Annotated in this window: 25 protein-coding genes; 4 read left to right on the forward strand and 21 right to left on the reverse strand. The window is 70.1% G+C overall.

From position 1 onward, the window contains the following. Positions 1–94: 94 nt before the first annotated feature. Together ACFWGZ_RS23115 and ACFWGZ_RS23120 are read right to left on the reverse strand one after the other, a co-directional pair. Entirely contained in the window at positions 95–526 is a 432-nt protein-coding gene (locus ACFWGZ_RS23115) for a DUF2550 domain-containing protein (protein ID WP_382453634.1), read from the reverse strand. 22 nt (positions 527–548) lie between these two features. After that, positions 549–905 (reverse strand): F0F1 ATP synthase subunit epsilon, encoded by a 357-nt coding sequence (locus ACFWGZ_RS23120; protein ID WP_382453654.1) that lies wholly within the window; start codon positions 903–905, stop codon positions 549–551. Positions 906–1,020: 115 nt separating this feature from the next. Between ACFWGZ_RS23120 and ACFWGZ_RS23125 the strand changes: the two genes are divergently transcribed. Then, positions 1,021–1,509 (forward strand): SigE family RNA polymerase sigma factor, encoded by a 489-nt coding sequence (locus ACFWGZ_RS23125; protein ID WP_382453635.1) that lies wholly within the window; start codon positions 1,021–1,023, stop codon positions 1,507–1,509. Continuing rightward, on the forward strand, positions 1,500–2,720 hold the full coding sequence (locus ACFWGZ_RS23130) for a hypothetical protein (RefSeq protein WP_382453636.1): 1,221 nt from the start codon (positions 1,500–1,502) through the stop codon (positions 2,718–2,720). Before ACFWGZ_RS23125 ends, ACFWGZ_RS23130 begins: the two co-directional genes overlap by 10 nt. Here the strand turns inward: ACFWGZ_RS23130 and ACFWGZ_RS23135 are convergent. The 13 genes from ACFWGZ_RS23135 to ACFWGZ_RS23195 all read right to left on the reverse strand — a co-directional run bounded on the left by ACFWGZ_RS23135 (position 2,717) and on the right by ACFWGZ_RS23195 (position 16,156). Further along, positions 2,717–4,447, reverse strand: coding sequence for an ABC transporter ATP-binding protein (locus ACFWGZ_RS23135; protein ID WP_382453637.1), 1,731 nt, complete (start codon positions 4,445–4,447; stop codon positions 2,717–2,719). The two genes, ACFWGZ_RS23130 and ACFWGZ_RS23135, sit on opposite strands and share 4 nt — an antisense overlap. Then, positions 4,444–5,952 (reverse strand): ABC transporter transmembrane domain-containing protein, encoded by a 1,509-nt coding sequence (locus tag ACFWGZ_RS23140; RefSeq protein WP_382453638.1) that lies wholly within the window; start codon positions 5,950–5,952, stop codon positions 4,444–4,446. Before ACFWGZ_RS23140 ends, ACFWGZ_RS23135 begins: the two co-directional genes overlap by 4 nt. 179 nt (positions 5,953–6,131) lie before the next feature. Next, positions 6,132–7,571, reverse strand: coding sequence for a F0F1 ATP synthase subunit beta (gene atpD, locus ACFWGZ_RS23145; RefSeq protein ID WP_382453639.1), 1,440 nt, complete (start codon positions 7,569–7,571; stop codon positions 6,132–6,134). Next, positions 7,564–8,478, reverse strand: a complete 915-nt coding sequence (locus tag ACFWGZ_RS23150; protein WP_382453640.1) for a F0F1 ATP synthase subunit gamma — start codon at positions 8,476–8,478, stop codon at positions 7,564–7,566. Before ACFWGZ_RS23150 ends, atpD begins: the two co-directional genes overlap by 8 nt. Before the next feature lie 8 nt (positions 8,479–8,486). After that, complete coding sequence (gene atpA / locus ACFWGZ_RS23155) at positions 8,487–10,133, reverse strand: F0F1 ATP synthase subunit alpha (RefSeq protein ID WP_382453641.1); 1,647 nt, start codon at positions 10,131–10,133, stop codon at positions 8,487–8,489. A 46-nt stretch (positions 10,134–10,179) separates the two neighbouring features. Continuing rightward, the gene (locus ACFWGZ_RS23160) at positions 10,180–11,013 is read right to left on the reverse strand and encodes a F0F1 ATP synthase subunit delta (protein WP_382453655.1); all 834 of its coding nucleotides are present in this window, start codon (positions 11,011–11,013) and stop codon (positions 10,180–10,182) included. A gap of 3 nt (positions 11,014–11,016) precedes the next feature. Further along, a complete protein-coding gene (locus ACFWGZ_RS23165) occupies positions 11,017–11,562 on the reverse strand; it encodes a F0F1 ATP synthase subunit B (RefSeq protein WP_382453656.1) in 546 nt (181 codons plus the stop codon). Positions 11,563–11,594: 32 nt separating this feature from the next. Next, the gene (locus ACFWGZ_RS23170; protein WP_382453642.1) at positions 11,595–11,843 is read right to left on the reverse strand and encodes an ATP F0F1 synthase subunit C; all 249 of its coding nucleotides are present in this window, start codon (positions 11,841–11,843) and stop codon (positions 11,595–11,597) included. Between the two features lie 64 nt (positions 11,844–11,907). Further along, the gene (gene atpB / locus ACFWGZ_RS23175; protein WP_382453643.1) at positions 11,908–12,684 is read right to left on the reverse strand and encodes a F0F1 ATP synthase subunit A; all 777 of its coding nucleotides are present in this window, start codon (positions 12,682–12,684) and stop codon (positions 11,908–11,910) included. A 149-nt stretch (positions 12,685–12,833) separates the two neighbouring features. Continuing rightward, complete coding sequence (locus tag ACFWGZ_RS23180; RefSeq protein WP_382453644.1) at positions 12,834–13,280, reverse strand: hypothetical protein; 447 nt, start codon at positions 13,278–13,280, stop codon at positions 12,834–12,836. A gap of 117 nt (positions 13,281–13,397) precedes the next feature. Next, positions 13,398–14,537: a glycosyltransferase family 4 protein gene (locus ACFWGZ_RS23185; RefSeq protein ID WP_382453645.1), complete on the reverse strand. Its 1,140-nt coding sequence runs from the start codon at positions 14,535–14,537 to the stop codon at positions 13,398–13,400. Positions 14,538–14,629: 92 nt separating this feature from the next. Further along, complete coding sequence (locus tag ACFWGZ_RS23190; RefSeq protein ID WP_382453646.1) at positions 14,630–15,280, reverse strand: L-threonylcarbamoyladenylate synthase; 651 nt, start codon at positions 15,278–15,280, stop codon at positions 14,630–14,632. A gap of 450 nt (positions 15,281–15,730) precedes the next feature. Further along, a complete protein-coding gene (locus ACFWGZ_RS23195; RefSeq protein ID WP_382453647.1) occupies positions 15,731–16,156 on the reverse strand; it encodes a hypothetical protein in 426 nt (141 codons plus the stop codon). Positions 16,157–16,195: 39 nt separating this feature from the next. On the opposite strand from ACFWGZ_RS23195, the gene ACFWGZ_RS23200 reads away from it, so the two are divergent. Beyond that, complete coding sequence (locus ACFWGZ_RS23200; RefSeq protein WP_382453648.1) at positions 16,196–16,498, forward strand: hypothetical protein; 303 nt, start codon at positions 16,196–16,198, stop codon at positions 16,496–16,498. A 45-nt stretch (positions 16,499–16,543) separates the two neighbouring features. On the opposite strand, the gene prmC is transcribed toward ACFWGZ_RS23200, so the two are convergent. The 5 genes from prmC to rpmE form a co-directional block, all read right to left on the reverse strand. Further along, the gene (gene prmC, locus ACFWGZ_RS23205; protein ID WP_382453657.1) at positions 16,544–17,407 is read right to left on the reverse strand and encodes a peptide chain release factor N(5)-glutamine methyltransferase; all 864 of its coding nucleotides are present in this window, start codon (positions 17,405–17,407) and stop codon (positions 16,544–16,546) included. A gap of 19 nt (positions 17,408–17,426) precedes the next feature. After that, positions 17,427–18,812 (reverse strand): dihydrolipoyl dehydrogenase, encoded by a 1,386-nt coding sequence (gene lpdA, locus ACFWGZ_RS23210; protein ID WP_382453649.1) that lies wholly within the window; start codon positions 18,810–18,812, stop codon positions 17,427–17,429. An 11-nt stretch (positions 18,813–18,823) separates the two neighbouring features. Beyond that, positions 18,824–20,032: an acyl-CoA thioester hydrolase/BAAT C-terminal domain-containing protein gene (locus tag ACFWGZ_RS23215; RefSeq protein ID WP_382453650.1), complete on the reverse strand. Its 1,209-nt coding sequence runs from the start codon at positions 20,030–20,032 to the stop codon at positions 18,824–18,826. Between the two features lie 20 nt (positions 20,033–20,052). Beyond that, positions 20,053–21,117 (reverse strand): peptide chain release factor 1, encoded by a 1,065-nt coding sequence (prfA, locus tag ACFWGZ_RS23220; protein ID WP_382453651.1) that lies wholly within the window; start codon positions 21,115–21,117, stop codon positions 20,053–20,055. Between the two features lie 85 nt (positions 21,118–21,202). Further along, a complete protein-coding gene (gene rpmE / locus ACFWGZ_RS23225; RefSeq protein ID WP_330853619.1) occupies positions 21,203–21,415 on the reverse strand; it encodes a 50S ribosomal protein L31 in 213 nt (70 codons plus the stop codon). Positions 21,416–21,649: 234 nt separating this feature from the next. Here rpmE and ACFWGZ_RS23230 point away from each other — a divergent pair, with 234 nt between their 5' ends. Next, on the forward strand, positions 21,650–22,057 hold the full coding sequence (locus tag ACFWGZ_RS23230) for a hypothetical protein (protein WP_382453652.1): 408 nt from the start codon (positions 21,650–21,652) through the stop codon (positions 22,055–22,057). A gap of 505 nt (positions 22,058–22,562) precedes the next feature. Here the strand turns inward: ACFWGZ_RS23230 and rho are convergent. Beyond that, on the reverse strand, positions 22,563–24,078 hold a 1,516-nt coding region (gene rho / locus ACFWGZ_RS23235; RefSeq protein WP_382453653.1), incomplete at its 5' end, for a transcription termination factor Rho.

Genomic DNA, 24,078 nt, shown 5'->3' on the forward strand with positions numbered 1-24,078 from the left:
GTGCACAACCCGGCAAGGGTTCGTGGCCACCGCACTAGGGACCGCACCGAACGCGAAGGGCGCTCCCCACCGGGGAGCGCCCTTCGTCACAGCCTCAAGAAGCCCACGGGATCGACCGCCCCGGCGGAGAAGCCTCCAGCCAGGACAGGAACCCGGTCAGCGCGTCCGGCCCCATCGCGATCTCGACCTCACCGGCCCCGGACCGGCACCGCAGCACGGTGGCGCCCACCGGCATCGCGTACGCCTCGGGACCGGTCGGCTCGCGCCGGGCGTCGATCTCCAGCCCGTCGCGCGAGATCAGCTGGTCGGGACCCGACCCGAGCGACAACACCCGGAACCAGGCGAACGAGTCGCCCCGGTAGTGCCCTACCCCGAGGTGCCAGCCGCGACCGCGGTCGTCGAACTGGCTGCGCAGGGCCACGTGCACCCCGCCCTCGCGCAGCAGCCGGACCCGGCGCCACGCGAAGTAGACGATGACGACCACAGCCAGGACAAGGACCAGTCCGGCAATCTCGGTGATCCCCACGGCTGGGCCCTCGCGCCCGGTCTCAGGCCGACTGTTCCACGGCCCGCACGCGCGCTGTCGCACGTGCGCGTTCGGCATCGTCCGCGTCCTGCAGCGCCGATCGCGCCGCGTTCACGTCGATCTCGTCCGCGAGGTCGGCGTCCTCCGCGAGGATGGACACGCCGCTACCGGTCACGGACAGGAAGCCACCGTGCACGGCCGCGGTGACCAGGGCACCGTCGGTCGTGCGGATGCGCACCACGCCACCCTCGACCAGCTGGCCGAGAACGGGCTCGTGACCGGGCAGGATGCCGATCTCGCCCTCGGTCGTCTGCGCCGAAACAGAGGTGGCCGTACCGGACCACAGGCGGCGTTCAACGGCGACCAGTTCAACGGTCATCTCGGCCACGCGTATCTCCCTCGTCGTCTGGAGTCGAACTGAGTCTAAACGGTCGCCTGACAACCTTGCCGCCCCGCCCGGTGTCAGTACCTCCGACAACCGCCGAAGGGGGGACATGCAGGACTTCGAGGACTTCGTGGCGTTGCGCTCGCAGAGCCTGTTGCGCACCGCCTACCTGCTCTGCGGCGGCGACAGAGGTGCCGCTGAGGACATTCTGCAGGACGTTCTCATGAGCATGTACGGCAAGTGGCGGCGAATCAGGACCTCGCCCGAGTCGTACGCCCGCGCCGCACTCGCGAACGCGGCGGCGAACCGGTGGCGCAGGCGCTCCCGCAAGCCGGAGGCGCCGATGGAGCACGTGGGGACGCCGGCCACGAGAGGGCACGAGGAGCAGGTCGTGGACGCGGACAGCGTCGTGCGCGCGCTGGCGCAACTGCCGGAGAAGATGCGCGCCGTGCTGGTGCTGAGGTTCTTCGACGACCTCAGCGAGGCCGACACCGCCCGTGCGCTGGGCTGCGGTGTCGGCACGGTGAAGAGCCAGACCTCGCGCGGGCTCGCCCGCCTGCGGGAGCTGATGGGTGAGCAGGTGCTGACGTGGAGCTGAAGCAGGCGATGGAGGCCGCGACAGCGGACCTGGACGTGCGACCGGGGTTCGTGGGGGACGTGATGACCGGGGGACGACGACGGCAGACGCGCAGGCTGGTGGCGGTGACCGCCGCGGTGGCGCTGCTCGCGGGGGTCACGACCGGGGCGCTGCTGACGCGCTCCCACCCCGACCCGCCACCGGTGGCCGACGCGCGGCTGACGGCGCCGACGGCCGGGGACCTGGCCGGCGACCAGACGTTCCTCAGCCAGGTGCAGGCCATCTGGGGCCGGTCGAAGAACTCGGGCCTGCGGCCGTACGAGAACGTGACGGAGTTCACCGGGCCGTCCCACGTCTTCTGGGCCGCGACCACCCCGAGCGGCCCGGCGGCGCTGCTCGCCCAGCGGGTGGAGGTCGACGGCGAACCGGTGCCGCGGCTGCTCGTCGGACTCGTCGCCGGGGACGCGGTGGTGCAGCGCGAGCTCGACCGCGGCCAGGAGATCGGGCTCTACCGGTTCGGTCCCGACCAGTCGACCTACCTCGCGCTCGGCATGGGCAGCAGGGTGTTCTGGTCGGTGAACCCGGTGCGCGGCCAGGACGGCCGGCTGACCAGGACGTGGCAGGAGGCCGAGCTGGGACCGGGCGGCGTCGCGGTGGTCAGCGCACCGCCGTCCGAACGGCCGGTGTTCGTCCGCGGCAGCACCGCCCCGCTGCCGCGCGACTTCTTCTCGGACCCGTTGCGCGGCCGGTTCGCCTGGCGGCCGGACACCGCGTTCGTGCCGCACCCCGGCCTCGGCTGGACGGGGCAGCAGTGCGCGTCGGACAGCCCCGTGACCGGGGTGAAGTGGCGGCGGGAGAACGCCCCGTCGCCCAAGGCGGACCTGCAACGGCTGGGGATGCTCGACTACCTGGTCGACTGGGACGCGACGGGTGAGTGGAGCGTCTGCGCGTGGCTGCCCGACGGCCGCTACGCCGAGGTGTTCGAGGCCTACGGCGACCTGTACGGCGCGATCTACCGGGACGACGGCTCGTTCAGCGCCCCGCTGCTCGGCGGCAAGGCCGTGAAGGGGTCACCGGTCGTGGTGGCGCTGCCGGACGGCCAGGGCACCGTCGTGGCCGACTTCGACGCCCTCGTCGGCCCGCAGGGGCGCATCCACGCGTGGCTGGCTCCCGCGGGCACGAGGGAGGTGGCGGTGCGGCGCGGGGACGTGGCCGCGGCCGTGCAGCTCTAACCTCCGTGCCACGACCGCCAGAGCGTCGCGTAGGTGCCGTCCCGCGCGACCAGGTCGTCGTGCGACCCGAGCTCCACGATGCGGCCCGCGTCGACGACCGCGATCCGGTCGGCGTCCCGCGCGGTCTGCAGCCGGTGCGCGATCGCGATCACCGTGCGGCTCCCCCGCACGGCCGCGATCGCGCGCTCGGCGTGCCTGGCCGTGGCCGGGTCCAGTGACGACGTCGCCTCGTCCAGCACCAGCGTGTGCGGATCGGCGACCTCGACCCGTGCGAGCGCGAGTTGTTGCGCCTGCGCGGGATCGAGCTCCAGGCCACCCGCGCCGAGCAGGGTGTCGAGCCCGTCGGGCAGGTCGTCGAACCAGCGCGCGTCGACCGTGCGCAACGCCTCGGCGAGCCGGTCGTCCGGAGCGTCCGGTGCGGCCAGCGCCAGGTTCTCCCGCAGCGTGCCGATGAACACGTGGTGCTCCTGCGTCACGAGCACGATCCGCTGCTCCCCGGCCGCCGCGAGGTCCGCCACGGGCACCCCGCCGACGCACACCGAGCCCTCCGCCGGCCGGTCGACGCCCGCGATCAGCCTGCCGAGCGTCGACTTGCCGGCACCGGACACCCCGACGACCGCGAGCCGTTCTCCCGGCCGCACCACGAGGTCGACGCCGTGCAGCACCTCGTGCCCGTTCACGTAGGAGTAGCGGACGCCGCGCACCTCGATGCGGTCGTCCCGCGGTTCGCGCACGGCGGGCGCCGGTTCCAGGTCGGCCCCGATCCCCTCGACCCGCGCGAACGACGCGCTGCCCCGCTGGAGGAACTCGACCCACATCATGATGCGTTCCAACGGCTCGATGAGCCGCCACACGTAGAGGCTCCCGGTGACGACGACCTCGATGCTCACGCCGTCGGTCGCGTAGACCAGGCCGCCGGCCAGCAGCACCAGCGCCGTCGGCAGCATGCTGACGAAGTTGATGACCGGGAACAGCACGTTGCGCAGCAACAACGTCCGCATCCGCGTCTCGTAGGTGCGTGCGATCGAGGCGCGCGCCCTGCCCACCAGCCGGTCCCGCAGCCCGTAGGTGCGGATCGTGCGACTGCCCTCGCCGACGGCGGCGGTGATCTCCGCGACGTCGCCGTTCGCCCGGCTCTCCGCCAGGTACGCGTCGCGCGCCCGCTCGAGGTACCAGTGCAGGACCCAGGCGACGAACGGCATCCCGACCAGTGCGGCCAGACCGAGCACGGGGTCCAGCCAGAACGTCGCCGCGAGCACCACCAGCAGGTCGACCACGCCGGTGAACACCTGCGGCACGCTGTCCCGCAGCGCCTGCCCGACGATGCCGATGTCACTCGTGACGCGGGTCAGCAGGTCACCGGTGCTCAGCCGGTCCACCACCCGCGCGGGCAGGGCGAGCGACCGCGTCACGGCCTCCTCGCGCAACGAGGCCAGGAACCGCTCGCCGAGCCGGATGGTCTGCACCCCGCTGTAGCGCACCAGCAGCAGGTGCACGACCGCCGAACCGAGCACGCCGAGCGCGAACAGGTCCACTGTGGACACCGTCAGCGTGCCGGCCTCGACCCCGCCGACGATCTTGCCGACCAGGTACGGCCCGGCGAGACCGCTCACCGCCGCCAGCGATGAGAGCACCAGGACCGCGACGAGCGCACGCCGTTCGCCGCGCAGCAACCGCATGGCCGCCCGCCGCACCTCGCGCCGGTCCGCGATGGGCAACGGGGTCACCGGCTCGCCTCCAGCCGCACGACCTGGTCGGCCTGCCCGGCCCACAGCGGCGACGACGAGACGACCACCGTCGTCTTCCCGCACCGCGCCTGCCGCACCCGCTCGGCCACCGCGGCCTCCGTGACCGCGTCGAGCGCCGAGGTCGGTTCCACGAGCACCAGCACCTCCGGGTCGCTGAGCAACGCCCGGACGAGCCGCAACCGCTGCCGCTGACCACCGGACACGTTGCGCCCCTGCGACTCCAGGTGCGAGTCGAGCCCGTCCGGCAGGGCTTCCACGACGTCCGCGGCGGCGGCCACCCAGACCGCCCGCTCGAGTTCGGCGTCGTCGTGCACCCCCACCGACACCGCCTCGCGCACCGGACCGGGGAAGAGGTAGTCGTCGTTGTCGGCCACGACGACCTGCCCGGGCAACCGCTCCACGGCCTCCCGTGCCGCCGCGGCGTTCGACGACACCACCACCGTCAACGCGCCGTCCTTCATGTCGAACGGCTCCGCGTCGGCGTCTTTCTCCTCGGGCCGCAACCGCACCAGGTCGATGACCCGCCCGGCCGACACCAACGCCCGCGGAATGGCGTCCGCACCCTCGACGAAGAAGCTGACGGGCACGACCAAAGTCCCGACGTAGAGGTAGACCGCGACCATCTCCTCGACGGTGATGGCGCCGCTCAACGCGAGCCGCGCCACGATCCACGTGACGACCCCGAGGAACAGCGCCGGAAGCCCCCACAGCACCTGCACCCAGCTCAGCCACACCGACACCCGGTAGCCGTCCCGCAGCACGTCCCGCGACTTGTCCCGGAACCGCTCCTCGAACGCGGGCTTGCCCCCGATCCCGGACAGCACCTTCAACCCGGCCACGATGTCCCCGGCCCGCGAGCTCAGCTCCCCCTGGCTCTGCCGGTACCCGGCCTCCACGACGTGCAGCCGCTTGAGCACCGGCGCGGTCACCACCGCCAGCACGGGCACCCCCAGCAGCACCACGACGGCGACCAGGGGCGAGATCCGCACGAGCAGCACCGCCGTGACCGCGTAGGCGACCACGGCCCCGACCCCGGGCCCGGTGCTGGTCAGCGCGTGCGCAATCCTTTGCGTGTCCCCGTTCTGCAGGTAGGTCAACTCCCCGGCGGACAACTTCCGCCGCACCACCCCGCCGAGCCGCGTGACGTGCTCGACCACCACCTGGGCGGTCCGCAAAGCCGCGTCCGTGCGCACCAACGTCATCGTCCGGTGCCGCGCGACCCCGAGCAACGCCAGCACCGCCACGACGCCCACCAGCAACCCGCACCACCACACGAGCGCGCCCCGGTCACCACCCCGCAGACCGTCCGCGATGGCCCTGGAGATCAGGTAGGGCGGCAGCACCAGCCCGCACATCCACAACGACCCCCACCAGGCCCCGGCGAGCACCCGGCGGCGCTGCATCCACACCAGCCACCACAGGTACCGCCAGGGCGACCGCACGTCCGGCGTTCCCGGGTCGTCATAGGGCGCGTGTGAGGCCATGACCCGACCCTGCCACCACCAGGCGCGCGGCACGACCGATTTCGGCAGCGCCGTCAAGCGACGCAAGGGGTGCACGACCACGCTGGAACCCACGCGGCACCCGCAACACCGAACCCCCGCAAAACCCGAAGGGCCGCCCCTCCGCAAAGGAGGAACGGCCCTTCAGAACGAACAGAAGCTCAGTTGCCGGCGAGCTTCTTGGCGTTGGCCTCGACGTCGTCCAACCCACCGCAGGAGAAGAACGCCTGCTCCGGGAAGTGGTCGAACTCGCCCTTGCACACGCGGTCGAACGCCTCGATCGTGTCCTTGATCGGCACGAACGAACCGGGCTGACCCGTGAACTTCTCGGCCACGATGAAGTTCTGGCCGAGGAAGCGCTCGAGACGACGCGCGCGACCGACGAGGACCTTGTCCTCCTCGGAGAGCTCGTCCATGCCGAGGATGGCGATGATGTCCTGCAGCTCCTTGTACTTCTGCAGGATCCGCTTGACCTCCTGCGCCACCCGGTAGTGCTCCTCGCCGACGATCGACGGCTCGAGGATTCGAGACGACGACGACAGCGGGTCGACGGCCGGGTAGATGCCCTTCTGGGAGATCGGACGGGAGAGCTCCGTCGTCGCGTCCAGGTGGGCGAAGGTCGTGGCCGGCGCGGGGTCGGTGTAGTCGTCGGCGGGCACGTAGATGGCCTGCAGCGACGTGATCGACTTACCGCGGGTCGAGGTGATGCGCTCCTGGAGCTCACCCATCTCGTCCGCCAGCGTCGGCTGGTACCCCACGGCCGAAGGCATGCGGCCCAGCAGGGTCGACACCTCGGAACCGGCCTGGGTGAAGCGGAAGATGTTGTCGATGAAGAGCAGCACGTCCTGGTTCTGCACGTCGCGGAAGTACTCCGCCATCGTGAGAGCGGACAGCGCGACGCGCATGCGCGTGCCGGGCGGCTCGTCCATCTGGCCGAAGACCAGCGCGGTGTCGCTGAGAACGCCCATCTCCTCCATCTCGAGGAGGAGGTCGGTGCCCTCACGGGTGCGCTCACCGACGCCGGCGAACACCGACGTGCCGGAGAACTCACGCGCGATACGCGTGATCATCTCCTGGATGAGCACGGTCTTGCCGACACCCGCGCCGCCGAACAGGCCGATCTTGCCGCCCTTGACGTACGGGGTGAGCAGGTCGATGACCTTGATGCCGGTCTCGAGGATCTCGGTCTTGCCCTCGAGCTGGTCGAAGGCGGGCGCCTTGCGGTGGATGCCCCACTGCTCGCCGTCGCGGCCGAGGCCGGGCTGGTCGAGGCAGTCACCGAGGGCGTTGAAGACGTGGCCCTTGACGACGTCACCGACGGGCACCGAGATCGCGGCACCCGAGTCGGTCACGGTCGCGCCGCGGACGAGACCGTCGGTCGGCTGCATCGAGATGCAGCGGACCAGGTTGTCGCCGAGGTGCTGCGCGACCTCGAGGGTCAGCGTCTTGGCGACCGCCTCGAAGGTGATCTCGGTGTGGCAAGCGTTGAACAGCTCCGGCACGGCGTCGCGCGGGAACTCCACGTCGACGACCGCACCGATCACCCGGACCACACGACCGGTGCGGGTGGTGGTGGCAGTAGCAGCACTCATGTCAGTCATCACTTCCTGCGCCACCGGTAAGCGCGGAGGCGCCACCGACGATCTCGCTGATCTCCTGGGTGATCTGGGCCTGACGGGCCGAGTTCGCAGCCCGGCTGAGGTTCCGGACGAGCTCCGTCGCGTTGTCCGTCGCGGCCTTCATGGCCGTGCGGCGTGCCGCCGACTCCGACGCCGCCGCCTCCAGCATCGCGGAGAACAGCCGGGTCTTCACGTACTTGGGCAGCATCGCACCGAGCAGCGCTTCCGCACTGGGCTCGAAGTCGTACACCGCGCGCGGCCCCTTGGGGGTCTCGCCGGTGTACTCGACGTCCATCGGCGCGATCCGGCGGGCGGTCGGCGTCTGGCTCAGCATGGACTTGAACTCGGTGTAGACGACGTGGATCTCGTCCACGCCCTGCCCACCGTTCTCCGTGCCCTCCAGGAACGCCTCCACCAGCGCGTCACCCGCCTCGACGGCGTTGACGTAGTGCGGGGTCTGGGAGAACCCGCTCCACGACGCGGTGACCTCGCGACGGCGGAAGTTGTAGTACCCGATCGCCTTGCGGCCGGTCGCGTACAGCACCGGCTCCTTGCCCTCGGACTTGAGCAGCTGGATCAGCTGCTCCGCGGCCTTGAGGACGTTCGCGTTGTACCCACCGCACATGCCCTTGTCACTGGTCACGACCAGGACGGCGGCGCGCTTCGGGTTCGGGCGTTCCGTCAGCAGCGGGTGGTCGAGGTTCGCCGAGGCCTCGGCCAACGCGGAGAGCACGTTCGTGATCTCGTCCGCGTACGGCCGGGAAGCCGCGACCCTGGTCTGCGCCTTCGCGAGGCGAGACGTCGCGATGAGCTCGTAGGCCTTCGTGATCTTCTTGGTCGAGTTGACCGTGCGGATCCGTTGGCGGAGCTCCCGAATCTGTGCTCCCATGCCTCAGCTCACTTCTTGGTGGGCTCGGGCTTGTGGACCTTGACCGACTCCTGCTCGACCTTGTCGGCGTCGAGCGCCTTCGCCGGGGCCTCGTTCACGATCGTCGTGCCGTCCGAAGCGGTGAACTGCTTCTTGAAGTCGACGATGGCGTCCGCGACCCGCTTCTGCGCGTCCTCGGGGAACTTCTTGGTCTCGACGATCGAGCCCAGCAGGTCCGCGTGGTTGCGGCGCAGCGAGTCCTTGAAGTCGGCCACGAAGCGGCGGATGTCGGCGACGGGGACGTCGTCGAGGTGGCCCTTGGTCGCGGCGAAGATCTCGACGACCTGCTCCTCGACGGCGACCGGCGAGTACTGGCCCTGCTTGAGCAGCTCGACCAGACGGGCACCGCGGTCCAGCTGGGCGCGCGAGGCGGCGTCGAGGTCGGACGCGAACGCGGAGAAGGCCTCCAGCTCGCGGAACTGCGACAGGTCGAGGCGCAGCGAGCCGGCGACGTCCTTCATGGCCTTGATCTGCGCGGCACCACCGACGCGGGAGACGGAGATACCCACGTTGACGGCCGGGCGGACACCGGCGTTGAAGAGGTCGGACTCGAGGAAGCACTGACCGTCGGTGATCGAGATGACGTTGGTCGGGATGTACGCCGACACGTCGTTCGCCTTGGTCTCGATGATCGGCAGACCCGTCATCGAACCGCCGCCGAGGTCGTCCGACAGCTTCGCGCAACGCTCGAGGAGACGCGAGTGCAAGTAGAAGACGTCGCCGGGGTAGGCCTCGCGGCCCGGCGGGCGGCGCAGCAGCAGCGAGATGGCGCGGTAGGCCTCGGCCTGCTTGGTCAGGTCGTCGAAGATGATGAGGACGTGCTTGCCCTCGTACATCCAGTGCTGGCCGATGGCGGAGCCGGTGTACGGCGCCAGCCACTTGAAGCCGGCGGAGTCGGAAGCCGGGGCGGCGACGATCGTCGTGTACTCGAGCGCGCCCGCCTCCTCCAGCGCGGCCTTGACGCCCGCGATGGTGGAGCCCTTCTGGCCGATGGCGACGTAGACGCAGCGGACCTGCTGCGTGGGGTCGCCCGACTCCCAGGCCTTCTTCTGGTTGATGATCGTGTCGATGCAGACCGCGGTCTTGCCGGTCTTGCGGTCACCGATGATCAGCTGGCGCTGGCCGCGACCGATCGGGGTCATCGCGTCGATCGCCTTGATGCCGGTCTGCATCGGCTCGGACACCGGCTGGCGCTGCAGCACGGTGGCGGCCTGCAGCTCCAGGGCGCGGTTGTCGTCGGCGACGATGTCGCCGAGACCGTCGATCGGCGTGCCCAGCGGGTTGACGACGCGACCGAGGAAGCCGTCGCCGACCGGCACGGAGAGGACCTTGCCGGTGCGGCGGACTTCCTGGCCTTCTTCGATCTTGTCGAAGTCACCGAGGATGACCGCACCGATCTCGCGGACCTCGAGGTTCAGGGCGACGCCGAGGACGCCACCGGGGAACTCGAGCAGCTCGTTGGTCATCGTGCCCGGAAGGCCCTCGACGATGGCGATGCCGTCGTAGGTCTCGGAGACGGTACCGACCTCTTCCCGGCTGACCTCCGGGGAGTAGCTCGAGACGTACTTCTCGATCGCACTGCGGATCTCGTCCGACGAGATCGTCAGCTCCGCCATGTCGTTCCTGCTCTCACTTCTTCGTTCTTGGGAAAGGGCTCGGGGGCTAGCTGGCGAGATTGCGGCGCAGTGCCGCCAACCGGCCGGCGACGCTTCCGTCGATGATCTCGTCGCCGATCTTGATCGTGAGGCCGCCGCCCAGTGCGGGGTCGACCTCCACGTGCAGCGCGATCGGGCGCGAGTAGATCGTGGTCAGCGTCGCGGTCAAGCGGTCGATCTGCTCCGCGGTCAGCTCCACCGCGGACCGGACGTGCGCGACGGAACGCTGACGGCGCTTGGCCGCCAGGTCGGCGAGCTCGGAGAGCCCGTCCGCCACGCGCACTCCGCGCGGGTTGCGCACCAGCTGGTCCACCAGCGTCTTGGTGACGGGGCTGACCTTGCCCTGGATCAGGGAGTCGACCAGCGCGACCTTGCCGGAGGTGTCACCGGCGGGGTCCGCCAGCAGCAGCTCGAGCTCGTTCGAGCCTGCGACGATGCGGCCGAGGCGGAAGAGCTCGTCCTCGGTCGAGTCGAGCTGACCGTCGCGCTCGGCACGCACCAGCAGCGCGGTGCGGGCGAGCGACTCGACGCCGTCGACGAGCTCGCGCGGGCTGGACCAGCGCGCGGTCACGACGGCGACCAGCACCTGCAGGGTCGCGTCGCTCACCTTGCCCGTGAACAGACCGCGGAGCAGCTGCTCACGACCGGCGGGCTCGGACGAGGCGTCGGCGAGGGCGCCGCGCAGCGTCCGCTGCTCGATCAGCAGGCCGAGCACGGCGAAGAGCTCCTCGCCGAGCTTGGCGAGGTCGTTCGTCGACGTGGTGGCGTCGGCCAGCTCCAGCAGCCGCAGTTCCGCGGCTGCCAGAGCTTCACGACTTGCGGCATGCAACGTCATCGGCAGCCTCTACTTGCTCGCCGGCGCCGCGACGGCGTCCAGCTCGTTGAGGAAGCGGTCGACGGTGCCGCGGCGGCGGGACTCGTCCTCGAGGGACTCGCCCACGACCTTGCTCGCCAGCTCGACGGCGGTGCGGCCGAGGTCGGCGCGCAGCTCCGCGACGATCTGGGCGCGCTGGGCGTCCAGCTGGTGCTGGCCCTGCGCGACGATGCGCGCGGACTCGGCCTGCGCCTGCTCACGCATCTCCTCGACGATCTGCAGGCCTTCCGCCCTGGCGTCGTCGCGGATGCGCGCGGCCTCGGCACGAGCCTCGGCCAGCTGCTCCTTGTACTGCTCGAGAGTGCGCTGAGCATCGGCCTGGGCCTGCTCCGCCTTCTCGATGCCACCCTCGATCTTGGCCGTCCGCTCCGCGTACAGCGCCTCGAACCTCGGCGACACGAACTTCTGGATGACGAAGAGGAGGAGCAGGAACGCGACGAGACCGAGGATGATCTCCGCCGGGTGCGGGATGACCGGGTTGACTTCGTCCCCCGCGGCCACGATCAGGGTGTCGATCACGACGACTCCTAACGCGTTGAAGGGTTAGGTCAGGCCGCGGTCGCGATGAAGTACACGACGAAGCCGATCAGCGCGAGGACCTCGACGATGGCGAAGGTGGTCCACGCGAGGCCGAGCAGAACGCCGCGGGCCTCCGGCTGACGGGCGGTGCCGCTGATGACCGAGGAGAAGATCAGACCGACGCCGATGCCGGGGCCGATGGCGGCGAGGCCGTAACCGATGGCCGCAAGACCCGGGTTGATGTTGACGGCGTCCTGGGCGATCTGGAGAGCGCTCACTGTTGCTGTTCCCTTTCCAACTCGGTCCGCGAGAGTTCGCGGATCGGAGGCTTTGTGCTGTTTCTCAGTGCTCTTCTGCCAGCGCCATGCCGATGTAGCTGGCAGACAGCAGCGCGAAGATGTAGGCCTGCAGGCACATGATCAGTGCCTCCAGGAAGGTCAGCGCGATGGCGAAGGCGAAGGACACCGGCGCCACGATGACGGTGATCCCGCCGTTGAAGAGGAGGAACTCACCGGCCAGGGTGAACACCAGCAGGAGCAGGTGTCCGGCGAACATGGCCGCGAAAACTCGGATCGCCAGCGTGAGCGGGTTCAGGATGAACTTCTGGAAGAACTCGATCGGGATCAGCAGCGGGAGCACGAACCACGGTGCGCCCGGCGGAATCGTCTGGTGCTTCAAGTAGCCCACGAAGCCGTGCCGCTTGAACCCGACGAAGTGGTACACCGGGTAAACGACGAGCAGCGAAACTGCGAGCGGGAAGCCGATGTGCGACATCGTCGGGAACTGGATGACCGGGATGAGCCCGAACAGGTTGTTCACCAGGATGAAGCAGAAGATCGTGAGAATCAGCGGGACGAAGGGCTTGAAGTCCTTCGCGCCGATCTGCTCCCGCGCGATGCTGTTGCGCCCGAAGTCGTAAGCGGACTCGGCGGCGAACTGGAACTTGCCGGGAACGACCTTCAGGTTGCGGGTCGCCGCGATGAAGAAGGCGCCGATGATCACGATCGACAGCACCAGCAGGACCATCGGCTTCGTGACCGAGCCGAAGATCGGCGGGAGGAAGAAGTCCTTCACACCGGGAGCGACGAACTCGCCCCCCGAAGCCAGCAACTTGGTCACTGTGTTCCTTCCGGTTCTCCCGGCCGGCGTTCACTCCGCCGGGGGAATCGTCACGATCTGGACTTAACGTACCTTACGGTTCGCAAGCGACTACCAGAGGCACCCCTGCTATCGGGTGTCCCTGGTCTGCGCGGACCATATCAGCAGGTCTAGGCGCCGTCGGAGGCGGGGACGACCATCTGGCTACGGCTGCGCCTGGAGGCTCTGGCCTCCAGGAACGACGTCACGAGCACGGTGGCCACCAGGGTGATTCCCAGTGCCTTGGGTTCGAGCCACGGCTGGTTGCGCAACAGGATGACCGCGATCAGCAACACGATCAGCTTGCCCATGAATCCACCGAGAGCGGCGACCATCACGAACATCGGGTCGAGAGCCGCCGTCTTGCGCATCAACAACAGCGTGGCGAGGCTCGAACCGATGGCGATGGCACCACCGATCAATGATCCGTAGAGACCGGCGGTCCCCCAGATCACCGTGGACACGACGACACCGAGGACAAACGTGCCGAGCGCGGCCCACGCGGCCTCGCGGAACATTTCCCCGGCGAGTCGCTGGACGGTCAGCTCGTGCGTGACGGCCTTGTCCGCGTCGCTCATGTCCCGAAGTGTAGGAACTCGCTTTCGCGCGCTTGCAGGCAGCCCCGGGTTAACGCCGGTTAAGCGGGTCCAAACAACGCCGCCCGAACACCCGGTGAACAACTCGGGCCGCTTTCGTCACGACTTGCGGGCTTCCCGCAGCCGCGGGATCACCGACACCACGAACGTCACGATCAGCCCGATCACGAAGCACGTGGCCACGATGACCGGGTCGAAGAGCGTCAGCGCGACGGCGCCGAACGCCAGCACACCGGCCCACAGGTAGATGAGCAGCACCGCGCGGCGCTGCGAGTGGCCGATCTCCAGCAACCGGTGGTGCAGGTGCATCTTGTCCGGGGAGAACGGGCTCTCGCCGCGCCGGGTGCGGCGGATGATGGCCATCAGCAGGTCGAGCACCGGCACGAACAGCACGGCGGCGACGACGATCAGCGGCGAGAGCAGACCGAGGAGGTCGGCGGCGCTGTTGTCGGCCTGGTTGATCTTGCCGGAGGCGCTCGTGGTGGCGGCCGCGAGCATGAGGCCGATGAGCATGGACCCCGAGTCGCCCATGAAGATGCGCGCCGGGTTGAAGTTGTGCGGCAGGAAGCCCAGGCAGGCGCCGGCCAGCGTGGCGGCGATCAGCGCGGGCGGGTAGGCCTCGACCGCGCCCTGGCGCTGGACGAGCAGGCCGATCGAGAACGCGCACGTGGCGGCGGCGGCGATCAGGCCGATGCCGGCGGCCAGGCCGTCCAGGCCGTCGACGAAGTTCATCGCGTTGATCATCGTGACCGCGAGCAGCACGGTCAGCAGCGCGCCCTGGTTCTGGTCCAGCGAGATGGTCGCGCCGCCGTCCCACGGCACCCACGCGATCATCCACTGCAGACCGAAGAGCACCAGGATGCCCGCCGCGGTGACCTGGCCCGCGAGCTTGGTGAGCGAGTCGAGCTCGAACCTGTCGTCGATCGCGCCCACGAGCACGATGACGCCGCCCGCGACGATGACGCCCCACGGGTCGTTGGAGAAGTCGAACGCCGCACGCAGCACGGGCAGTTGGTGCGCCACGAACATGCCGCACAGCACGCCGCCGTAGATGGCGACGCCGCCCATGCGCGGCATCGGCTGCACGTGCACGTCGCGCTGCCGCGGGTAGGCCACTGCCCCGAGCCGGAACGCCATCGCGCGCACCAGGCCGACGAGCAGGAACGTCACGACGGCGGCGATCAGCGCGACGAGCAGGTACTCGCGCACGGGGAGGACGAACGAGGATGCGGGCCCCACGGGCCTACCAATCAATCGGGGGTGTTCGGGGTGCACGCCACGGTACCCGCGGCGCCATGATCAATTCTGGCATCGATTCTGGCAGCCGCGCCCTACCGCGCGACGTCCACCTCGATGCCGAGGACCTCGTCGATCTGCGCCTTGCCGACGGCGCCCTCGCGCAGGATCAGCGCGTCGGGGCCCGTGAGGTCGACGATGGTCGAGGGGACGTTCTCCCCGCTCAGCCCGCCGTCCAGGTAGACCGGCACGGCGTCGCCGAGCTGGTCGAGGGCCTCCTGCGCGCTGGCGGCCGGCGCGTTCCCCGACCTGTTGGCGCTGGACACGGCCATCGGGCCGACGTCGCGCAGCAGCTCGAGCGCCACCGGGTGCAGCGGCATGCGCAGCATGACCGTGCCGCGGGTCTGCCCGAGGTCCCAGGCGAGGCTCGGCGCGTGCGGGAGCACGAGGCTCAGGCCGCCCGGCCAGAACGCCTCGATGAGCGCCCTCGCCTGCCGCGGCACGCTCAGCACGAGCCCGTCGACGGTGGTCCAGGAGCCGACGAGCACGGGCACGGGCATGTCGGGCCCGCGTCCCTTGGCGTCGAGGAGGCTCCGGACGGCTTCGGCGTCGAACGCGTCGCAGCCGATGCCGTAGAGCGTGTCGGTGGGCAGGACGACGAGGCGCCCGCCGCGCACCGCGCCGGCGGCCGCGGCGAGTCCCGCCGCGCGGTTGTCCGGTTCGCTGCAGTCGTAGACCGTGCTCACCTCGCTGAGCCTAGCCAGGCTCCCCGGGAAGGCGCACACGCGGTCACGCGCGAGGCGGCGGTTCCTCGAAGCGCGTGACCGCGTGCCCTCCCCGCCTCAGAACCTACGTCCATTCACCCCCAATGCGGTTGGACGTCGGTCAATTGACCAGCTTTTGGCAACTCCGCGACTCGGGAGTGCGATCGGCGTGGTGAGATGCGCTCGTTCGGCGCATTGACAATGCGAATTCAGGTTGTCCCGCCCCATTCCGACCTCGACCGACTATTGTACTCAACGACAGTGCGGAATGCCCGTTGTTCCTCGTCTCACCAAGTCCCTGACCAGCACGAACACCAGGTGCTCGATTCAATGACAGAAAGTGGACAGGACAATGCCAACTCCGGCCGCGTTGATGGAAAACGATTCATCAACGTTGCAGGCCGCCACGCACCGCTACCGCTGCGGAGCCGTTCACCGCGCCGGGCAGTGCGCGGAATCGGCCATTCGCGAGAACGCGGCGGAGCCCACTCGGCCGATTCCGCGGCCGCCCGGCTCGGTGTCGCCGGCAGCCCGCTGCGCCGGCAGCGGGACGCGGCACGCGCCGCGGCCGCCGGACACCGGGGCCACCCCCGCACCGCGGCGGGCCTCGACACCACGCGGGCGCTGGCCGCTCGCGCCCGGCTCGACCACCAGCGCGACCGCGCCGCGCTCAACGCCCTGCAGGAGCACGGGCGGGACCGGCGGCGGCGCCAGGTCCAGCAGGTCCTGGTGCGGGGAGTCCGCGCGGGCGAGCAGTGGCGCAGGTCCCGCGACCGCGCGGAGACCGGCCGCGCGCGGCTCCCGCACGAACGGCGGCAGGCGGCGCACCTCGCCCGGCGGGTGCGCACGACGGGCCATGCAGGTGACGGACCACGACAGCACGCGCGAGGAACGCTCATGAGTGATCGCAAATTCGGAATCCGCGGACCCGTGATCGAGGGCGACTTCGGGACAGGCGTCCACATCGGACACATCCAGGACGTCAGCGCCGTGCTGCGGCTGCTCGACGAACTGCGCGAGGACCTCAACGACGCCCAGGCGCCCACCTCGACCATCGAGGCGGTGGACGACCTCCGGGTCGAGGCGCGCAAACCCCGGCCGCGCAAGGAGGTCACCGAGCACTTGATGGAGAAGCTGGCGGACCGGGGCCTGGGCGAGCAGATGAGGGAGCTGGCGAAGGCCTTCGACGCGCTGTTCTAGGGGGTTCTCCCGCTCGTCTCGACCGCGACGGTCGCGGCCGAGGGCTCAGACCCTGCGGGCGGTCGCGAACCGGGGCCGTCCCGCCAGGTCGGCGTGGTCGGCCACGTCCGTGAGCACCCGGCGCGCCGACAGCAGCGCCGGCACGGACTCGCCCTGCGTGTCGTCGTGCTCGACGCCCACCGCGCCACCGGGCTTGAGCCACCGCGCGGCCGCCGACACCACGTGCCGGATCACGTCGAGGCCGTCCGCTCCGGAGAACACCGCGCGGTGCGGGTCGTGCTCGCCCACCTCGGGCTGCACGGGCGTGCCCTCCGGCACGTACGGCGGGTTGCACACCACGAGGTCGACCTGACCGTCCAGATCGGACAGCAGCGCCGGGTCGGTGGCGTCGCCGAAGTGCAGCCGGATCGGCGTGTCGCCCGCGGCGGCCCGCGCGTCGGCGTTGCGGCGGGTCCACGACAGCGCCTGCGGGTCGATCTCGACCGCGTGCACCACCGCGTCCGGGCGGGCGGCCGCGATCGACAACGCCAGCGCGCCCGTGCCCGTGCACAGGTCCACGACCACCGGCGAGCTGGTGCCGGCCAGCGCCTTCAGGCCCCACTCCATCAGCAGCTCGGTCTCGGGCCGGGGCACGAACACGCCCGGCCCGACCTCGACCGTGATGGCGCCCATCGGCGCCCAGCCGAGGATGTGCTGCAACGGGATGCGCGAGGCCCGCGTCCGCACCAGCTTGTGCAGCTGGTCGACCACCGGCGGGTCGACCAGCGGGATGAGCGGCAGCCGCCCCCGTTCCACGCCGAGCACGTGCGCGGCGAGGAACTCCGCGTCGACTCGCGGGCTGTCGACCCCCGCCTCGGCGAGGATCTTGGCCGCCTCGGACACGGCGAGGCGCAGCGGCTGCCGGTTCATCATCGGAGCGGAGTCCACCTCAGAAGTTGATCATGTGCCCGGCCAGGCCGTGCACCGCTTCCTTGACCGCTTCCGACAGCGTCGGGTGGGCGTGGACGTTGCGCGCGACCTCGTGGACGGTGAGGTCCCACTGCTGCGCCAGCGTGAGCTCGGGCAGCAGCTCGGTCGCCTCGGGGCCGATGATGTGGCCGCCGAGCAGCTCGCCGTGCGTCTTGTCGCTGATCAGCTTCACGAACCCGCCGGGCTCGGCGAGGCCGTGCGCCTTGCCGTTCGCGGTGAACGGGAACTTCGCGACCTGGACGTCGTAGCCCTTCTCGCGGGCCTGCTCCTCGGTGTAGCCGAAGGACGCGATCTGCGGCTGGCAGAACGTGGCGCGCGGGATCATCACGTAGTCGAGCTCCATGGTCTCGGCACCCGCGATGGTCTCCGCGGCGATGATGCCCATGGACTCGGCGGTGTGCGCGAGCATCAGCTTCGCCGTCACGTCGCCGATGGCGAAGATGTGCGGCACGGACGTGCGGCCGCGGCCGTCGATGTCGATCGCGCCGCGCTCGGTGAGCTTCACGCCGGTGTTCTCGAGGCCGTAGCCCTCGACGCGCGGCACGAAACCGATGGCCTGCATGACCTTGTCGGCCTCGATGACCTCCTCGGCACCGTTCTTCGAGACGGTGACGCGGACCTTCGGGCCCGACTCGTCGATCGACTCGACGCGCGTGCCGACGCGGACGTCGACGCCCATCTTCTTGTAGCGCTTGAGGAGCTCGGCCGAGACCTCGGCGTCCTCGAGCGGCACCATCCGGTCGAGGAACTCGACGATGGTGACCTTCACGCCGTAGTTGTGCATCACGTAGGCGAACTCGACGCCGATGGCGCCCGCGCCCGCGATGACGATCGAGCCGGGCAGCTCCTCGGTCATGATCTGCTCTTCGTAGGTCACGACGCGGTCGGACTTCTGCGTGTTCGGCAGCATCCGGGTCGTGGCGCCCACGGCGAGGATCGCGTGGCCGAACGTGATGGTCTCGTCCCCGACGGTCAGGGTGTGCTCGTCGGTGAAGTTGGCCCACCCGTTGAACTCGGTGATGCCGTTCTTCTTCATCAGGAAGTGCACGCCCTTGACGCGCCCGTCCGCGACCTTGCGGCTGCGCTGCCACGCGGCGCCGTAGTCGAAGCTGACGGTGCCGTCGACCTTGATGCCGAACGTCTTCTGTTCGTGCGTGAAGAGGTGCGCCAGCTCGGCGTTGCGCAGCAGTGCCTTCGACGGGATGCAGCCGACGTTCAGGCAGACGCCGCCCCAGTACTTCTCCTCGACGATGGCGGTCTTCAGCCCGAGCTGAGCCGCACGGATCGCGGCGACGTACCCGCCGGGACCCGCACCCACGACCACGACATCAAAGTGTGCGCTCATAAGCACACACCCTAGGTCCCGAGCTGCTCCTGCAAGAACTCAACCGTCCGTTTCCAGGCGTCCGCCCGCGCGTGCGCGGTGGCCCGCGGAACACCACCACCCGAGAAGGTGACACCGGGCCCCGGATAAGTCACGTCGGTGGCCGGCCGGTGCGGCGGGCCCGCGATCAGGTGTCCTGCCTCGGGATACACGACGTGCTCGTACGCGAACGGGTGGTCGTGGTCCTTCAGCCGCCGCATCGCGACCTCGCTCAGCTCGACGCCGGGCCACCCGTCGTCCTGCCCGGACGAGATGAGCAACACACCCCCGCCGATCCGCTCGACCGGGATCTCGGTGTCCTCCGGGATGCCGTCGCCCAGGTCGAACGCGAGCCGCAACGGCACCGGTTCGTCGTTGACGATCCGTTCCCGCAGCTCCTCGCTCACGTAGTAGGGCAGGTACGGCAGCGGCTCGCCCTTGAGCGTCCACGACGCCGCCTCGTACGAGAGCTTCTGCAGCAGGTTCGCGCCGGGCCCGATGGCCTGCGTCACCACCCCGCTGCCGACCACGCTGACCACGGCCTTGACCTGCGGGAACGTCGAGCCGACCAGCAACGCCAGCTCGCCGCCGCGCGAGCCGCCGAGGACACCGATGCCGCTCGCTCGTTCCGAGAGGTGCTCGATCGCCTTGCCGAAGTACTCGAGCGGGATGTCGACGAGGTTCTCCGGCAGGCCCTTCACGCCGAAGTAGCCCAGCGCGAACGTGACGAACCCGTGCGCGGCCAGCAGGGCCGCGTCGGCCTCGTGCAGGCCGCCCTCGGAGCCGCTGAGCACGATGACGCCCGGCAGGTCACCACCGTCGTCCTCCGGGGCGAACAGGGTGCCGACGAGCCCGTTCTCGCGGACCTTCTGCCGCTGCACGCCCTCGGGCAGCGTCAGCCGTTCGAGCACGCGGTCACCGACGCCCTCGACCGAGAGCACGGTGGGTCCGGCCTTGCCGCCGGTGCGTTCGAGGGACCAGAACAACCCCATCGGGTCGACCCCGCGGTAGCTGCCCTCGACGGGCGCGTGCCGCGTCAGGTCGACGAGACCGCGGTCGTCGGCCTCGAAGACCGCGTGCGAGGCGCGGTCGCCCGTGGACAGCTGCACGGTGATCGCCTGGCCGGGCTGCAACCCGGCCACCTGCACTTCGACCGGTTGATCCAGGGGAGCGCTCAGAGGATTCACCAGGATCTCGGCCACACGCGCCCCTTCACGTCGGTCTACCCGCCAGCGAGCCGTTCCGCCCGGTCGGCGGCGGCGAGTGCGTCCACCACCGCGTCCAGGTCTCCGTCGAGGACCTGGTCCAGGTTATGCGCTTTGTACCCAACCCGGTGATCGGAGATGCGCGATTCGGGGAAGTTGTAGGTCCGCACCCGTTCACTCCTGTCAACGGTGCGGATCTGGGTGCGCCGGGCGTCCGACTGCTCCTGCGCCTTCTGCTCCTCGGCGAGCGCCACGAGGCGGCTCTGGAGGACCTGCATGGCGCGGGCCTTGTTCTGCAGCTGGCTGCGCTCGTTCTGGCACGAGGTGACGATGCCGGTCGGCAGGTGCGTGATGCGCACGGCGGAGTCGGTGGTGTTGACCGACTGACCGCCCTTGCCGGACGACCGGTAGACGTCGATGCGCAGGTCCTTCTCGTCGATCTCGACCTCGGCGGTCTCCTCGGTCTCCGGGAAGACCAGGACGCCGGCGGCGGAGGTGTGGATGCGCCCCTGCGACTCGGTGACGGGCACGCGCTGCACGCGGTGCACGCCGCCCTCCCACTTCAGCCGGCTCCAGACCCCGTCCGGCACGGCGCTCTTGGTCTTGATGGACACCGTGACGTCCTTGAACCCGCCCAGGTCGGAGTCGGTGCCGTCGAGCATCTCGACCTTCCAGCCCTGCCGCTCCGCGTACCGCGTGTACATGCGCAGCAGGTCGCCGGCGAACAGCGCGGACTCCTCGCCGCCCTCACCGGACTTGATCTCGAGCAGCACGTCGTCGCCGTCGTGCGGGTCGCGCGGCAGCAGCAGCTCGGTGAGCTTCTCCTCGAGCTTGGGGAGCTGCTCCTCGATCTGCTCGACCTCCTCCTGGAAGGCCCGGTCCTCGGCGGCGAGCTCCTTCGCGGCCTCGAGGTCCTCGCGCGCCTGCTCGATGTCCCGCGCGGTCTTCACGATGGGCCCGAGCTGGGCGTACCGCTTGCCGAGCTTGCGCGCACCCGCCTGGTCAGCGTGCACGGAAGGGTCCGCGAGCTTCTTCTCCAGCTCGTCGTACTCGGCGAGCAAGCTGTCCAGCGACTGCGACACTTCTCCTGCTTTCGTTGGGTTCCCCTGGAAACGGCGACGGCGCCCGCCCCGGCCGTGAGGCCGAGGTCAGGCGCCGTGAAAGCAGCTACTTGTTGCGCTTGCCGTAACGCGCCTCGAAGCGCGCGACGCGACCGCCGGTGTCCAGGATGCGCTGCTTGCCCGTGTAGAACGGGTGGCAGTTCGAGCACATCTCGACGCGGACCTCGGACGCCGAGGTGGTGCTGCGGGTGGTGAAGCTGTTGCCACAGCTGCACGTCACCTCGGTGGCGGTGTACTCCGGGTGGATTCCAGTCTTCAAGATCTTGTCCCTTTCAAGGATGGCCGCCGGGTCCCAGTTGGTGAACGGGTGAACCGGAGCCGGACTCGACCGTTTAGTTTGCCAGACCGTTCAACACGTGCAAAAACGCGGTTGTTCCCGCAGCGGCTCCACGACCTGCGGCGTGCGCGAAGTCACAACCGCTCAACCGCCGCGATAGGCCGTTCGGCGCAAGGTGCGGCCGTAGAGCCGGATACGACTCAGTGTTGTTGGCGGATGTCCCTCAGACTGTGTGCCGTGTTCTGCGCCGCCGAGCGCCCGATGAGCCTCGCACTGTGGCTGTCGGTGCCGTTCTTGTTCGCCACCGCCGTGTTCGGCCTGATGGGGTCGGCAGGGCTGCTGACCGGCGCCTGGGCGACGGTAGCTCTCTCACCTGCGGTTTTCGGCGCGGGGGTGGCCGTGGCGGCCGCCGCGTCGGGCGGCGTCCGGTGGCCCAGGCGCTGGCAGCGGGCCTGGCTGAGGTGGCCGTACCTGGCCGCCGTCCTGGGGCTCGGGGTCGCGGTGGGCGCGGTGGAGGTGCCCACGCTGGTGATGGCGATCGTGGGGGTGCCGGTGCTGCTGGGGCTGGTGTTCCAGGCGCTGATGCAGACGGAGGAGAAGCGACCGGCCTCCGACTGCCGGTGAGGCGGGCCCGCTGTGGGATGGGGCGGCCGGGGTGGGTCCCGGTTGGGGTGACTCCCCGGTGGGTGGCTCCGGTGGGTGGCTCCGGTTGGGGTGGCTCCGGTTGGAGCGGAGCTGGCCGCCTGGGTGGCGGCTGTGATGTGGGCGCGGCTGCGACGTGGGCGCGGCCGTGACGTGGGCGCGGCCGTGACGTGGGCGCGGCCGTGACGTGGGCGCGGCCGTGACGTGGGCGCGGCCGTGACGTGGGCGCGGCCGTGATGTGGGCGCGGCTGCGATGTGGGCGCGGCTGCGATGTGGGCGCGGCCGTGACGTGGGCGCGGCCGAGCGCCTGCGGACAGGCTCACGCAGGGGTCCCCTCGTGTTCAGGCTCCCCCGCGACCCAACGTACTCACCAGGTCTGACACTCCCGGGAGACCGGACACCCCCCTGCGGCATTGGAGTGAACACAGCAAAATTGCCCCCGCTGACCAGCAGCGGAGGCAATTTCACGTGAAACGGGCGCCGAGGATCAGTCCTGCTCGGCCCCGGGCGTGGTCTTCGCCACCTGCATCAGGAACTCGATGTTGGTGCGCGACTTCCGCAGCCGGTCCAGCAGCAGGTCGATCGCCTGCTGGCCGTCGAGCGCGTGCAGCACCCGGCGCAGCTTGTGCGTGACCGCCATCTCGTCGGGGGAGAGCAGCAGCTCTTCCTTGCGCGTGCCGGACGAGTCGACGTCGACCGCCGGGAACGTGCGCTTGTCCGCGATCTTGCGGTCGAGCTTGAGCTCGGCGTTGCCGGTGCCCTTGAACTCCTCGAAGATCACCGAGTCACCCGCGGAACCGGTCTCCACCAGCGCCGTCGCGATGACGGTCAGCGAGCCGCCGCCCTCGATGTTGCGGGCGGCGCCCAGGAAGCGCTTCGGCGGGTAGAGCGCCGTCGAGTCGACACCACCGGACAGGATGCGGCCGGAGGCCGGCGCCGCCAGGTTGTAGGCGCGGCCCAGGCGGGTGATCGAGTCGAGCAGCACGACCACGTCGTGGCCCATCTCGACCAGGCGCTTCGCCCGCTCGATGGCGAGCTCGGAGATGGTCGTGTGGTCCGACGGCGGGCGGTCGAAGGTCGAGGCGATGACCTCGCCCTTCACCGAGCGCTGCATGTCGGTGACCTCTTCCGGACGCTCGTCCACGAGGACGACCATCAGGTGGCACTCGGGGTTGTTCTTCGTGATCGCGTTGGCGATCGACTGCAGAACCGAGGTCTTGCCGGCCTTCGGCGGCGACACGATCAGGGCGCGCTGGCCCTTGCCGATCGGCATCACCAGGTCGATGACGCGGGTGGTGAGGATGTGCGGCTCGGTCTCGAGGCGCAGACGCTCGTTCGGGTAGAGCGGCGTCAGCTTCGTGAAGTCCGGGCGGTTGCGCGCCTCGTCCGGGTCCAGGCCGTTGATCTTGTCGACGCGGACCAGCGGGTTGAACTTCTGGCGCTGCTGCTCGCCGTCGCGCGGCTGGCGGACGGCGCCGGTGAGGGCGTCGCCGCGGCGCAGGCCGTACTTGCGGACCAGCGACAGCGACACGTAGACGTCGTTCGACCCCGCCAGGTAGCCCGAGGTGCGGACGAACGCGTAGTTCTCCAGCACGTCGAGGATGCCCGCGACCGGGAGCAGGACGTCGTCGTCGCGGACCTCGGTCTCGCGGTCCGGACGCTCGTTGCCCTCGCCACGGCCACCGCGGCGGCGGCGGTCGCGGAAGCGGCCGCGACGGCCGTCACCGTCGTCGTCGCCCTGCTGGTTGCCGCCCTGGCGGTCGTCCCGGCCACCGCGGTCGCCGCGCTCACCGCGGTCGCGGTTGCGGTCACGGCCGCCCCGCTCGCCGCGGTCGGAGCGGTCGCCCCGGTCCGGCCTGTCGGACCGCTCGCCGCGGTCCTGGCGCTCGGAACGGTCGGAGCGCTCGGAACGATCGGGCCGCTCAGCGCGTTCGGGCCGCTCGGAGCGCTGCTCCTGCTGGCCCTCGCCCTCGGCGCCTCCGCCACCGCGGCCGGAACGACGG

It is taken from the genome of Lentzea sp. NPDC060358 (genome assembly GCF_042725365.1).
Taxonomy (GTDB): domain Bacteria; phylum Actinomycetota; class Actinomycetes; order Mycobacteriales; family Pseudonocardiaceae; genus Lentzea.